General features: G+C 71.4%; 9 protein-coding genes. 3 read left to right on the top strand and 6 right to left on the bottom strand.

The window, feature by feature from the left end:
- Positions 1-218 precede the first annotated feature (218 nt).
- Positions 219-560: a hypothetical protein gene (locus tag NR792_RS12625; RefSeq protein WP_375760297.1), complete on the bottom strand. Its 342-nt coding sequence runs from the start codon at positions 558-560 to the stop codon at positions 219-221.
- A gap of 221 nt (positions 561-781) precedes the next feature.
- Between NR792_RS12625 and NR792_RS12620 the strand changes: the two genes are divergently transcribed.
- The gene (locus NR792_RS12620) at positions 782-1,183 is read left to right on the top strand and encodes a VOC family protein (protein ID WP_375760296.1); all 402 of its coding nucleotides are present in this window, start codon (positions 782-784) and stop codon (positions 1,181-1,183) included.
- A gap of 78 nt (positions 1,184-1,261) precedes the next feature.
- Here NR792_RS12620 and NR792_RS12615 read toward each other — a convergent pair whose 3' ends face one another.
- Positions 1,262-4,825 (bottom strand): endopeptidase, encoded by a 3,564-nt coding sequence (locus tag NR792_RS12615; RefSeq protein WP_375760295.1) that lies wholly within the window; start codon positions 4,823-4,825, stop codon positions 1,262-1,264.
- A 160-nt stretch (positions 4,826-4,985) separates the two neighbouring features.
- Complete coding sequence (locus NR792_RS12610) at positions 4,986-6,497, bottom strand: ArnT family glycosyltransferase (RefSeq protein ID WP_375760294.1); 1,512 nt, start codon at positions 6,495-6,497, stop codon at positions 4,986-4,988.
- Between the two features lie 106 nt (positions 6,498-6,603).
- On the opposite strand from NR792_RS12610, the gene tesB reads away from it, so the two are divergent.
- Complete coding sequence (gene tesB, locus NR792_RS12605; protein WP_375760293.1) at positions 6,604-7,473, top strand: acyl-CoA thioesterase II; 870 nt, start codon at positions 6,604-6,606, stop codon at positions 7,471-7,473.
- Between the two features lie 7 nt (positions 7,474-7,480).
- Here the strand turns inward: tesB and NR792_RS12600 are convergent, their stop codons facing one another.
- Together NR792_RS12600 and NR792_RS12595 are read right to left on the bottom strand one after the other, a co-directional pair.
- Positions 7,481-8,050: a hypothetical protein gene (locus tag NR792_RS12600; protein ID WP_375760292.1), complete on the bottom strand. Its 570-nt coding sequence runs from the start codon at positions 8,048-8,050 to the stop codon at positions 7,481-7,483.
- Between the two features lie 79 nt (positions 8,051-8,129).
- Positions 8,130-9,350: a heparin lyase I family protein gene (locus NR792_RS12595; protein ID WP_375760291.1), complete on the bottom strand. Its 1,221-nt coding sequence runs from the start codon at positions 9,348-9,350 to the stop codon at positions 8,130-8,132.
- A 617-nt stretch (positions 9,351-9,967) separates the two neighbouring features.
- On the opposite strand from NR792_RS12595, the gene NR792_RS12590 reads away from it, so the two are divergent.
- Positions 9,968-11,761 (top strand): sigma 54-interacting transcriptional regulator, encoded by a 1,794-nt coding sequence (locus NR792_RS12590; RefSeq protein WP_375760290.1) that lies wholly within the window; start codon positions 9,968-9,970, stop codon positions 11,759-11,761.
- Positions 11,762-11,795: 34 nt separating this feature from the next.
- Here the strand turns inward: NR792_RS12590 and NR792_RS12585 are convergent, their stop codons facing one another.
- Positions 11,796-13,172: a hypothetical protein gene (locus NR792_RS12585; RefSeq protein ID WP_375760289.1), complete on the bottom strand. Its 1,377-nt coding sequence runs from the start codon at positions 13,170-13,172 to the stop codon at positions 11,796-11,798.
- Positions 13,173-13,210 lie beyond the last annotated feature (38 nt).

Here is a 13,210-nt window from a genome sequence, read left to right as displayed (position 1 = left end):
CAGACCTCGTGGGTTGGGGGCGCATCCTGTGGAATTCACGCCGAGTCCGTCAAGGCGGACAAGAGTGTGAAACAAGATGAGACAGTTTTTACCGCCAAGGATGACGCACCCCGGCCACGCCTGGACGCACCTCGGAGGGGCTCACGCGGCGTCACGGACAGGGGGCGGGAAGAGGAGGAGGGGAGGGGGAGGTCGCCGCGAGGGGGGCGGCGCGACGCTCAGGTCTGCAGGTTCATGGACAGCGAGCGGCCGGCCGCGAACCGGGGTTCCGCCTGGAGCTTCTCCAGCACGCGGTCCGAGGCGACGAGCGTCACCTGGGGCAGGAGGCCCGGCTCGCTCATCCACTTCACCGCGCCCAGCAGGTGCTGGGCCTTGATGAACTCCAGGACGGCGCCGTGGAAGGCCTTGCCCTCCGCGAGCCACTCCTGGGCCAGCTCCGTCCGGCCCCGCGTGTCCGGAGCCCTGGGCGCCTGGGGGGCACCGGGGGCCTTGGACGCCTTGGCCGTGCGCCGCTTCGGGGACCGCTCTTCACGGGGCAGGACGATGATTTCGAGGAACATCGCGGCACCCTCCTGAAGGCAAGAACTGCGAAGTGGCGCGGACTATCGCATGAAGCTGAGTCGCCTCGCCGCAGTGTGCTCACGCTTTTGTGGAGGGTTGCTGCCGCTTTCACGACTTCCCGGGCGCATGCGCCTTGACATGCATGAATTGCCGTTCTGATGGTCGCCGGTCCGCTGGTTGTTGGACAGACACGCAGCAGCCAAATCACGGAGGGCAGACCATGGAACTGCACCACGGCCGCATGTTCGACCACGTCCATCTCCAGGTCCGGGACCTGGAGGCGAGCAAGCGCTTCTACCGCGCGGTGCTGGAGGTGCTGGGCATCCCGGTCTTCAACGAGAGCGAGCGGCACCTCGCCGCGGACGAGCTCTTCCTCAGCAACGACCGCGAGCCCACGGCGCGCGTGCACCTGGCCTTCCAGGCGAAGGACCGGGAGATGGTGCACCGCTTCCACCAGGCGGCGGTGGCCGCGGGCGGCCGTGACAACGGGGCCCCCGGGGAGCGCTCGTATCATCCCGGGTACTACGCGGCCTTCGTGCTGGACCCGGACGGCAACAACATCGAGATGGTCCACCACGGGCCCGCGAAGCGCTCGGCGCCGTCCGTCGTCTACACCTGGTGAGCGCCGCGCCGAAAAGGCACGGGGGCCCCCGGGATGACACCCGGGAGCCCCCATGGGGACGGCGGGACGGCGGGACGGCTAGCGCGCCGTCAGGGCCCGGCCCCGCACCTGCTTCGCGGACGGGGCGGTGGGGTTGGCGGCCACGGCGGACGCGACGTTGAAGACCAGGTCGTCACGGTCGTTGTAGCTGCCCGCCACGCACGCGCTGGTCGGGGAGCTGCTGAAGCGGAACTGCGCGCGCACCGCGTGGTTGCCGGTGGTGCTGCCCACGGTGACGGGGAAGGAGAACGTCTTCAGCCCCACCGCGGTGCAGGCCTGGGCGGTGGTGATGGCCGTCCACGCCGGCGTGGCGGTGTTCGTCGTGTAGTACAGGTCCAGCTGGTCGCTGGTGCCGTAGCACCACACCGTCACGTCCACGGTGAGCTGCTTGCCCGGGGTGATGATGCCCTGGTCCACCGTCTTGAGCACGATGCGGTCGATGCTCTCATCCGAGTGGTAGCTGCCGGTGGAGCCGTCCGCGCAGGTGCCGCCCAGGGTGTTGGGCTGGTTGGGCTCCACGCCGCCGGACAGGGTGCCGCGGCCGTTGACCAGCGTGGGGCCGGTGTCGCAGCCGCACACGGAGCCGCAGGCCGGGGTGCGCAGGCTGGAGTTGTACGTGGCCACGGTGGGCGTGCACACGTTGGTGGTGGTGAAGCTGAACGCGGGGCTGTACGCGCTCGCGCCGCAGCTGTCGGTGGCCCGCGCGCGCCAGTAGTACGCCGTCAGGTTGGACAGGCCCGGCGTCACGTTCCACGCGCTGGAGGACAGGCCGGTGGCGCTGCGCACCACGTTGGTGAACGCGCTGTCGGTGGCCACCTGCACGTCGTAGCCGGCCGCGCTCGTCACGTTGGACCAGTCCAGCGCCGGGGCCAGGGCGACGCCGGTGGCGCCGCTGGCGGGCGAGGACAGGGTGGGGGCCGCCAGGTTGACGCAGCCGCGCGTGGTGAAGCTGCGCGCCGCGCTCCAGGCGCTGGTGCCGCCGCACGAGTTGAGCGCCCGCACGCGCCAGTAGTAGGCCGTGCTGGCCGTCAGGCCCGGGGCCACCGTCCAGGTGCTGGCGACGAGCGAGTTGGCGCTGCGCACCACGTTGGTGAAGGCGCTGTCGGTGGCCACCTGGACCTCGTAGCCGGACACGCCCGTGACGTCCGCCCAGTCCAGCACCGCGAGCAGCTCCACGCCGGTGGCGCCGGAGGCGGGGGTGGACAGCGTGGGCGCGCCGGGCGCCGCGCAGGTGGGCGTGGTGCAGGTGCAGGTGGACGCCTGGCCGAAGCACGCGTTGCTGCTCGCGGGCACGACCGAGTAGCAGTACTGGCGGCCGTTGGCGACCTCCGCGTCCGTGTAGCTGGTGCCGGTGACGGTGGCCACGCGCGCCTTGCCGAAGTCACAGCCCGCGAAGCCCTCCGTCTTCATCACCCAGTACTGGTTGGCGCCCGCGGAAGCGGTCCACGACAGGCTCACCTGGCTGTCGCCCGGGGTGGCCGTGGTGGTGGGGGCCGCCGTGGGGCCTGAAGCGCAGCCGCCGTTGGTGGGCGCGGGCGTGGAGCAGGCGATGTTGTGGCGGTTGTACGCGGCGTAGATGGCCGTCATGTGCGGCGTGCCGTCCGCCAGGTTGCCGTTGTCGTCGTCCGCGGCCAGCCACTGCATGTAGCCGTTCGTCGCGCCGCAGCCGTCGGACGTGCCGGCGGTGCAGTTGCAGGCGTGCCACGTGCCGATGTTGCCGGAGCCCTGGTAGAAGAGCTTGTTGCCCAGGAGGAACGCGTCGTTGGAGTTGTAGTTGAAGGGCGCCGCCGTGAGGTCGCGCGTCACCAGGTCCCACGCCGCCTGGCGCACGGGGGACGCGGCGCAGTGCACCTGCTTGCTGCACGGGCCGGAGCCGGACGAGCACATCTTGCAGGTGAAGTTCTGCGGGGTGGCCGGGATGTTCGGCACGCTCGCCGCCCAGTCCGCGTCGCGCACGCCCGAGCAGCGCGTGTTGCACCACGACTGGCCCGCCACCTGCGCCTCCTGCTGGTTGTAGCCCGTGCCGTCCGGCGTGAGGCCGCAGCCCGTGTTCGTCGTCTGGAAGAAGCCGTAGCCCACGCAGGAGGTCTGCAGGCGCAGGATGCCCGCGATGTCCGCGTAGCCCTCGCTGGAGTTGGAGAGCGAGCCGTTGGCGTCGTAGTTGTCCATGCCGTGGCCCCACTCGTGGTCGAACACCGCGCCAATCTCACCGGTGTTCCGGCAGCCGCCACCGGACTTGTAGAAGTTGACGCTGCTGCCGTTCCAGAAGGCGTTGCAGGTGCTGTTCAGGTTCACGTTGGACGTGAGCTGGCCCTGCAGCCAGGTGTTGCTGGGCAGCCAGCCGCGGGCCACCTCCTTGATCTTGTTCAGCTCGTAGAAGCTGGAGCGCGCGGCCGGCGTGTTGCCCGGGGACGTGCCCGCGGGCACGGTGCAGTCGTGGTCGTTGTTCACGCCGCCCAGGTCCAGGCTGCCCGTGGCGGAGCTGACGTTGATGGCGCCGCAGCTGTCGGCGATCTTCACGTACTTGCCGGACAGCGTCGTGTTGAGGGTGCCGGCGCTGTAGTTGTAGATGCCCGCGCCGTCGGTGAAGTTGTTGGGCGACGCGAAGCCCGTGTTCGCCCACGGCATGGGCGTGTTGGGCTGCATGGTGCCGCACGTCTCCTTCGACGTGCAGGTGCCGATGTTGGTGGACGGGTACACGCCGCCCTTCACCTGGGCGTCGAAGTAGTGGTTGTCGTCCTCCACGGCGAGCACCTCGCCGGAGTTCGCGTCCACCGTCACCTTCCAGCGCTCGTGCTCACCGGCGTTGGAGAAGCCGTAGCTCCACACCAGCGCGTGGCCATAGCCCTGGCCGAACGCCGCGTCCGCGCGCGCGAAGGGCGCCACCTCCAGCGTGGGCTGCTGCCACAGGCTGGTGGGCGACAGCGTCTGGCCCAGGAACGTGCTGCCCGCGCTCAGCGCCTGCGACGCGCTGAAGCGGGGCTTCAGGTCGATGCCCACGTTGGCCCACGCCTCCGTGCCCAGGAGGATGAGGTTGCCGTGGCTGATGGTGGCCGCCAGCCGGCCGTGCCGCACCGGCACGCCGTTCACCACCTGCGGGATGTGCACCTGCCACAGCGACTCCGACACCTGCGTCACGCGCGGCGCGCCCAGCTGCAGCAGGTCCACGCCAATCGCGTCCTGGTTGTCCGCGACGAACTTGAAGACGAGCTCGCCCACCACGGACTCATCCACGCTGCCCACGGAGCGGCCCAGCCCCTGGCGCACGTCGTCCAGGCTGACGTTGTTGCGGAAGCCGTCACCGGGGAGCAGCGGGAAGCTGCCCTGGATGCCCGTGGGCATGCCGGACAGCGGATCCAGGTACACCTGCACGCTGCCGCCCGTGCGGGTGAGGAACTTCGTCCACCGGTCCGCGCCCGCGCGCGGCATCAACGTGCGCGCCTTCTCCAGCGGCACGTTCTGGATGGGCAGGTACAGCTCCGGCTTGAAGAAGGCCTTCTTCGCCACCGCGCCTTGCTGCGCGGGCTGGGAGGGTTGGAATGCGTACGTCGTGGACGACACCAAGAGGGCTAGACAACACAACGCGGACCGCAGGGGGCGCATGCACGTCTCCTCGGGTGATGCCGCCGGACGGGTCCGGCGGGCTCCGGGGCGGAGCGCCTCCTGCTTAGGTCAGGCCCTTTTTAAAAATGAATTGCGGTTATTCCTGAGTATCTGTGAATTTCAAGAAACAGAGTGGAATCAGGGCCTTGGAGTGTTCACTTCAGGGCTGGGGCCAGAGCCGGACGCGGTCGTCCTGGATGAGCTTGCCGTTCACGGCGTCGGTGGTGCCGCTGGCCATGAAGCGGCGGGGCGGGTCGCGCGTGGCGACGAGCGCGGCCTCCGCCCACAGGAGCAGCAGCAGCGCCCCGGCGAGCGCGGGCAGCCTCCGGGCCACGGCCGCGTGGCGCTCGCCCAGGGCCTTCAGCGGCAGCACCAGCAGGGGCAGGAGCGCGGGGAAGACGACGAGCAGCCCGCGCGCGTAGCCGAAGAAGGCGAGCGTGACGAGCACCCGGTGCAGCACCACCAGCGACAGCAGCCGGAAGGGCGCGTGCGCGGGCTTGAGCGACAGCAGCATCCCGGCGAGGAGCAGCGCCGCGAGCGGCCACTTGAGCCACGCCGCGTCCGGAACGAACACGTCCACCGGGGCGCGCTCGCCGGTGAGGCCCCCGGGCACGTCCGACACGCCGACGCCCAGGCGCAGCCCGTCCAGCCACAGGTCCAGCTTCGTCCCCAGGAGCCGGGCCGCGTCTCCGGGCGCGTCCACCATCCAGCGCAGCCCTTCCGCGTAGCCGTGCAGCAGCAGGCGCCGGTGCTCCGGGCGGGAAGCATCCAGCTGGCCGTTGTTGCCGCCCTGGTTGATGAGCGCGGGCGTGAAGCCGCCGGTGGCGCCCGCGTGGTTCGCCATCGCGAAGTTGAGCGGCCCGTACACCGTGACGGGCACCCACTCCGGCAGCGGCTCCAGGTGCGGCGCGCGCGCGTTCAATTCGCGCATCGTGTCCAGGTTGCGCAGGGCGGAGGGCACGAGCAGCAGCAGGGACACGCCCACCGCCGCGCCCCAGCGCAGGGCCCACGGCTTCCAGGCCCAGGGCCAGGAGGCCCGCTCGCGCGCGGTCCACGCAGACACGAGCAGGAACGGCCACAGCCCCAGGTGCTCCGCGCGGGTGAGCGTCCCCAACCCCATCACCGCGCCCAATCCCAGCACCTCGGCCCACGACGGCGCCCGGCCGCCCACGCGCAGGCCCAGCGCGCAGGTGAAACACAGCCACAGCGCGGACAGTGTTTCATTGCTGTACGTGGTGGACAGCACCAGCCACCCGAAGCTCGTGGCGTACAGGCCCGCCGCCACCAGGCTCCAGCCCGTTCCCAGCAGGCGCCGCCAGAAGCCCTGGCAGAAGGCCACCGTGGCCGCGCCCAGGCAGGCGAGCGCCAGCTTGTACGGCAGCGCGCTGCCCTGGGGCACCCCCAGCACCCGGTAGAGGGCCCCCAGCAGCGCGGGGAACAGGGGCGGGTGGTAGGGCAGGGCGGCCGGGCCCTCGCGGCCCCGCGCCAGGTCCACCGCGGCGGTGTGGAAGAAGCGCGCGTCGCCCGCGAAGAAGACGGAGAAGGGCCAGTCCCGGTCCGGCGAACCCGCCAGGTACAGCGCGCGCAGGAGCAGGCTGGCGGCGAACGTGGCCGCCATGCCCCAGGCCGCCGGGTGCCGCCGGAAGACGTCTGGCAGGGAACGCGGGGCCATGGGCTCGGCTCCTTCCGGGGAGAAAGGCGCCGCACTCTACATTGGCCCGCGCGCTCCGGCCGGGGGCTGGGGTATGGACCGGGTGCGTCAAAACGGGAGGACGTGCATGAGCCGGGTGCTGGACGAGCTGTTGGGGCTCCTGAAGCTGGAGCCCATCGAGGAGAACCTCTTCCGCGGCGCCAGCCAGGACCTGGGCTTCCGCCAGCTCTTCGGAGGGCAGGTGCTGGGGCAGGCCGTGTCCGCCGCCAGCCAGACGGTGGAGGCCGCGCGCACGGTGCACTCGCTGCACGGCTACTTCCTGCGCCCCGGGGACGCGGGCCTGCCCGTCGTCTACACCGTGGACCGCGTGCGCGACGGCGGCAGCTTCACCACCCGCCGCGTGGTGGCCATCCAGAAGGGCCAGCCCATCTTCACGCTGATGGCGTCCTTCCAGGGCGACGAGCCGGGCTTCACGCACCAGGCCACCATGCCGGACGTGCCGCCCCCGGAGTCGCTGCCCACGGACCTGGAGCTCCTGGGGCGCCACGCGGGCCGGATGTCGGAGCGGCACCGGGAGAAGTTCCTCTCCGCCAAGCCCATCGAGATGCGCCCGGTGACGTACGTGGACCCCTTCGAGCCCACCGCCGAGCCGCCCGTGAAGCACGTCTGGTTCCGCGCCGACGGCGCCATGCCCGACGAGCCCCAGGTGCACCGCTACGTGCTCGCCTACGCCAGCGACTTCAACCTGCTGGGCACCGCGCTCCAGCCCCACGCGCTGACGTTCCTCAAGCCGGGCTTCCAGATGGCCAGCCTGGACCACGCGCTGTGGTTCCACGGCGACCTGAAGGTCAACGACTGGCTGCTCTACACCATCGAGAGCCCCTGGGCCGGCAACGCCCGCGGCCTCGCGCGCGGGCATGTCTTCACCCGCGACGGACGGCTCGTGGCCTCCGTGGCCCAGGAGGGCCTGCTGCGCCAGCGCACGGACGCGCGCTAGCGGGAGCCTAGAAGCGCGCGCCCGGGAGGGCCCGGGGCCGGGGGCCCAGGTCGATGACGCCGCCGCGGTCGTCGTCGTCCGAGCCCGTGGTGGGCTCGAAGAGCATGCTCACCGCCACCAGCGAGCCCAGCACCACCGCGCCGATGGTGCCCGTCAGGAGCAGCGTCTTGCCCAGGCTGAACTCGCGCAGCCGGGCGTGGTCCACCTCCGTCAGCGGCACCACGAGCGCGGGCGCGGAGGCGCTGGAGGAGGAGCCCTCCAGCGGCACGCCCCGGAAGCGGTCCGCGTCCACGCCCACCTCGATGAAGCGCTGGAACTCCGCGTCCGCCTGGGCGGAGCCCCGCGCCAGCGCCAGCGGCGTGTCCGAGGTGAAGTGGTGCGCCTTGCCCTCCACGTCCAGCACCGTGCGCCCGCGGTCGTTGGGGCGGTTGAGCATCACGTCGCCCAGCTCCTTCAGCAGCGCCGCGTTGTCGTCCTTGAAGCCATCCAGCCGCGCCAGCTCCGGCTTGGGAATGGCATAGGTCGTGGTGCAGGACGCCAGCAGGGCTACGGCGGTCAGCGCGGCGCACAGGCGCATGGGACGGCTCCTCGGGATGGGCGCTGAAAGCCTATCCCGGGGCGTGCCCCGGCGACTACCGGGGCACGCGGCCGGTGTCTCACTTCAGCTGGTAGTTGGCGTTCAGCACGTCCGCCTGCGTCCGGCCCATCACCCAGCCGTCGTGGTAGACGACGCCCACCGGGGCGATGGTGTCGTTCCGGTACAGGCCAATCTTCAGGTAGTTGAGCTGCCCGGAGTACTGCGTCGCGATGTAGCGCTTGGGCAGCACCAGGTTGCCATTGTAGTACAGCTCCACGAAGCCCACGGTGGCGTTGGGCGACCACTTCACGTGGAAGACGAAGTCATGCCACGCGTTGCGCACCAGGGGCGTCCGCCAGACGATGACGCCCGGGGAGCCGCCGATGTTCAGCCGCATCTCCTCGCCGTACACGTAGAACTCCACCGGCGGAGAGCCGCAGCAGCCGTCGTGGTGCCACTGGGTGAAGAGCTGCCAGGTGTTCACGCTGGGGAAGTCCGACGCGAAGCGCGTGCTCCAGCGGTACCAGTACTCGGAGCCCGCCGGCTCCTTCGTCTGCTTGAAGATTTCATTGCGGTTGCCGCTGGAGTTGATGGGGTCGTCGCCCTGCTTCACCGTGGCCTTGAGCGCGTAGCCGCCCTCGCGCACCGGCGACGGAATCACCTGCAGCCGGTCCGCCGACATCATCTGCGTGCCGTCCCACTGGCTGCGGTCGCCGGACTCGAAGTCGCCGCGCCACACGATGCCGCTGGGGGCGGGGGTCGGCGTCGTGCCGGAGCACGGGCGCGCCTCCGCGATGCTGGCCCAGTCGTTGAGGGTGTTGCCCTGAACGGTGACGCGGATGCGGCGCGCGCTCACCGGCGTGAAGGCGTACGTCTCCGCCGCGGTCGTCGTGCCCTGGCTCTTGCCGCTGTACACCTGCGTGTAGGTGTAGCCGTCCGGCGACACGGAGATGGTGAACGTGTTCACCCGCGTGTTGCCCTGGTGCCAGGCCACCGCCATCGCGCCCACGCCCTTGGTGGAGCCCAGGTCGTAGTCAATCCACTGGCCCTTGCCCAGGCTGCTCCAGCGCGTGGTGAGCTGGTCATCCAGCGTGTTCGCCGCGACGCTGCCGGTGCCGTCGTCGCCGCTGGCCTTCACGCTCGCGGGGGTGAGCTGCGTGCAGCCCGTGGTGGAGAGGTCCTCGCCGGACGACTCGAGCGCCGGCGGGCGGTCCGCGTCCGGAAGGGAACCGTCCGGAGCGCCACAGCCGACAGCGCCCAGGACGAACAACGTTTCAACCAGGAGGAGGGTTTTCTTCAAGGGGTGGCCCAGGGGGAAAGGACAGGCAGTGAAGAGCCATGCTCCAAAGACAGGAGACGGGGCATGGCCGGGGAATGTCTGGCTTTACGGCGGGGCAGTCCCCTCTCGTGCTCCCGGACCTGTGCGACAGGGCCGTGTCAACGGGAGGAGAAAGACAGTGAGACGTGTTTTTGAGTGCTCCATCCGGCAGCGCAGGAAAGGCTGCCGTGCTCCAAGGTGACAATCGGAATAGCGAAGTTTTATTTCGAACACAAGCGACGGTGAGCCCGCTTGCATGCTGGGCAGGTTCATCCCCAAAAGACAGACATCAATTTCAGACGTCCCGGTTGGAATCCTTCAACCCACCGGCAGGGGCGATACGGCCCGTCGCGTGGGAGGCGTACCGCCGGAGCGCGGGCTGTTTCGCGGCGCGGGTTGTGGTGCGGTGTGGGGACGCGCACTCCGCGTTCCGGGCAGGGCATTTCGGACCCGTGTCCAGTTGCGACGTGGGCGGGGGACACCCCCTTTGCCGCCGACTTGCGATGACGGAAGAATCAGGCAGAACCCCCTGAAATGTCCGTGGACCTCCAGGAAGCCCGCCGCGCCGCGGCCATGAGGCCGGTCGAGTGACGCACCCCATGACGCGCCCCGCGTCCGAGCAGGTGCCTCGGAGCGAGCGCAAGCCGCTGTACGTGAAGGTGGTGACCCAGCCGGCGCTGCATGGCTGCTGGTCCGTGAACATCAGCGAGACGGGCATCGGGCTCATCGCCACGCCGCGCCGGCCGTCGGAGGGCCCGCACGAGAACGAGCCGGTGGAGATGGCCTTCTCGCTGCCGGACACGGGCGCCCACCTGCGCGTGCACGGCGTGGTGCGCTGGCGCCACGACACCGCGAGCGGCGGGGGCACCGTCGCGGCGCTGGGCATCAGCTTCGGCGCCTTCGACGCGGCGGACGGCGTGAAGCTGGCGCGCTACCTGGCCACGTCCCACCTGCAGGTGGTGGCCGCCTTCGCCTCGGAGGACGAGTGCCGCGCGGTGCGCCAGGCCCTGGACGGCGTGGCCACGCCGCACTTCGCGGGGACCGCGGAGGACGTGCACGCGCTGCTCACGCGCGGGGACATGGCGGCGCTCCTGGTGTGCGGCCAGGACGAGTCGCGGGCGCTCGCGCTGGTGGAGTCCCTGGCGGAGCTGCGCGCGGAGGTGGACCCCACGGGGGCGGGGCCACCCAGCGACCTGGCCTCGCGCATCGTCTACTGCGCCCCGGCGGCCCCGGAGCGGCTGGTGGCCCTCTTCAACACCGGCCGCATCTACCGGGCCCTGGGGCCGTGGCCGGACCCGGACACCGTGCGCGAGGCGGTGCTCCAGGCGGGGCGCGAGCACGGCTTTCGCACCGAGCAGTGGCGCATGGCGCTGGAGCTGGAGCGCAACCTCATGCGCGAGCGCGCCCTGGCCCAGGCCCCGGTGGGCGGCCCGGGCCGCCACGGCGAGGACGTGGGCTTTCGCAGCCCGCCCATGCAGCGGGTGATGGAGATGGTGCGCCTGGTGGCCCCCCACCGGGTGGCGGTGCTGCTGCAGGGCGAGACGGGCACCGGCAAGGAGGTGCTGGCGCGCATCCTCCACCGGCTCTCCGGCCGGGGGGACCTGCCGCTCGTCGTGCAGGACTGCGGCGCGCTCACGGAGACGCTGCTGGAGAGCGAGCTGTTCGGCCACGTGAAGGGCGCCTTCACCGGCGCGGTGTCGGACCACCCGGGCCTCTTCGTCCTGGCCAACGGCGGCACCATCTTCCTGGACGAGATTGAGAACACCACGCCCAACCTCCAGGCGAAGCTCCTGCGCGTGCTGGAGACGGGCGACATCCGCCCGGTGGGCGGCACCCAGGTGCGCCACGTGGACGTGCGCGTGGTGGCCGCGAGCAACCGGGACCTGGGCGAGGAGGTGCGCGCCGGCCGCTTCCGCGCGGACCTCTTCTACCGGCTCAACAGCTTCACCATCGACATCCCGCCCCTGCGCGAGCGCCCGGAGGACATCCCGGAGCTGGCGCGCGCGTTCGTGGAGCAGTTCAACCGCACCCTCAAGCGCTCCGCCACGGGCGTGGCGCCGGACGCGGACGAAGTGCTGCACGGCTACGGCTGGCCGGGCAACGTGCGCGAGCTGCGCAACGTGGTGGAGCGGGCGGTGCTGCTGTCCCGGCCCGGGGAGATGCTCACCCGGCGCCTCCTGCCGCCCGCGCTCCTCAACAACGCCGTGCCCCGCGCGGACCCCACGGGGGACGGCTCGCTCCGGGCCCGGCTCCACCAGGTGGAGCGCGACCTCATCCGCGAGGCCCTGGAGCGCCACGGCGGCGTCCTGCGCCGCGCGGCCGTGGCCCTGGGCATGGACCCCGTGACGCTGGGCCGCAGGGCCCGGCGCCACGGGCTGTGGAAGGCGGAGTAGCCCCCGCCGTCCGGTGCCGGGCGTCCGGCCCCCGTCAGTGCGCCTGCATCCACTGGAGGATGGGCTGCCACACGCGCACGCGCGCGTCCCGGGCGAGGAACAGGTCCGCGTGCCCGAAGTCCAGCGCGCGCTCCGACTCCGGCCGGCTGCGCACGATGATGCGGGTGACGTCCGTGCTGCCCAGGAGGCGCGTGGAGTACTCGCCGTAGTGCCCCACGCCGCCCGCCGCGCCCACGTACAGCACCGGCACCTTCACGTCCTGCAGGTGGTCGTCGTAGGGCACGTCCAGGCCGCACAGCTGCGCCTCCGTCTCCACCACCTCGTTGAGGCTCTGGTAGGGCAGCGCCAGCTGGAGGTAGTCGAACAGGGTGGGCTCCGGCGTGAAGGCCGTCTTGACGGGCAGGCCCGCGACGTCCGTGACGCTGCCCGCCAGGTGGTAGCCCGGCGTCAGCGGCTGGAGCGGCGCGAAGAGGGCCGCGGTCTTGCCGGCCGCGATGACGGCGAACTGCCGGTTGGTGGGCGTGGGCCCCCCCACGAGCCCCGGCGCCGCCAGCGGGGAGGGCGAGTTGGGCGCCTGGGCCGCCAGCTGGCCGATGAGCCGCACCGGCGTGCCCGGCGCGGGCCCCAGCAGGCCGCCCTCCGTGCGCCCCTCGTCGCGGGCGGCCTGGAGCACCTGGTACCGGTCACACGCCCACTGACGCTGCTCCGCCGCCTCCGGCGCGAAGCGCAGCACCATGTCCATGGGCACGAAGCCGTCCACCCGGCGCTGGCCGCGCGGACGCTGCGACTCCGCGTCCAGGTACGCGTACCCGATGGTGGCGCCCCGGCTCCAGCCCAGGAGGAACATCCGGTCATTGTTGCCGTTGCCGGACAGCCGCCGCACGACGTCCGCCAGCGCCAGGCCCGTGCCCAGGTCCTTCACGTGCGTCCGCAGGCTCCAGCCCTCCATGAACTGGAAGTCCGTCTCCGTCTCCGGCACGCCCACCCACCGCAGGTCCAGGCCCCACACGTCCACGTCCTGGCTCGCCAGGTACGCCGCCAGCGAGCGGTCCTCCGGCATCGTGGACACGCACGTGTTGGTGAGGAACGCGGGCACGAAGCCCCACAGGTCCCCGTGCACCATGAACACCGCCCGGCGGCTGCGCGCCGGAATCCACGCACGGGCCTCGCGCACCACCCGGTGCACCGTGACGGCGTCGTACTTCCCCGTCCCCACCCGCACCTTCCACGTGTAGTGCGCCAGCCCGCCGCCCAGCGCCTCGCGCGTCATGCTGGACGCGGTCAACCCCGCCGCCACCAGCGAGCGCGTCCACTGCTCCGCCTGCAGCGTCACTTCGCGCGCTTCCCCCGGATTCGCGCGCAGCACCACGAACAGCGCCAGCATCACCCACAGGCTCCACGTCCTACGCATACCGACCTCGACTCGCATGAGGGTCCCCCACGCAGAGA

The sequence above is a fragment of the Corallococcus exercitus genome, assembly GCF_042231735.1.
Taxonomy (GTDB): domain Bacteria; phylum Myxococcota; class Myxococcia; order Myxococcales; family Myxococcaceae; genus Corallococcus; species Corallococcus exercitus_B.
The sequence above is the reverse complement of the archived record's forward strand: the minus strand, read 5'-3'. Positions and strand labels throughout refer to the sequence as shown.

Excerpts from the sequence above, each read along its gene's own strand:
- NR792_RS12625 (WP_375760297.1), bottom strand. The coding sequence starts at position 560 with ATGTTCCTCGAAATCATCGTCCTGCCCCGTGAAGAGCGGTCCCCGAAG.
- NR792_RS12620 (WP_375760296.1), top strand. The coding sequence starts at position 782 with ATGGAACTGCACCACGGCCGCATGTTCGACCACGTCCATCTCCAGGTC.
- NR792_RS12615 (WP_375760295.1), bottom strand. The coding sequence starts at position 4,825 with ATGCGCCCCCTGCGGTCCGCGTTGTGTTGTCTAGCCCTCTTGGTGTCG.
- NR792_RS12610 (WP_375760294.1), bottom strand. The coding sequence starts at position 6,497 with ATGGCCCCGCGTTCCCTGCCAGACGTCTTCCGGCGGCACCCGGCGGCC.
- tesB (WP_375760293.1), top strand. The coding sequence starts at position 6,604 with ATGAGCCGGGTGCTGGACGAGCTGTTGGGGCTCCTGAAGCTGGAGCCC.
- NR792_RS12600 (WP_375760292.1), bottom strand. The coding sequence starts at position 8,050 with ATGCGCCTGTGCGCCGCGCTGACCGCCGTAGCCCTGCTGGCGTCCTGC.
- NR792_RS12590 (WP_375760290.1), top strand. The coding sequence starts at position 9,968 with ATGACGCGCCCCGCGTCCGAGCAGGTGCCTCGGAGCGAGCGCAAGCCG.
- NR792_RS12585 (WP_375760289.1), bottom strand. The coding sequence starts at position 13,172 with ATGCGTAGGACGTGGAGCCTGTGGGTGATGCTGGCGCTGTTCGTGGTG.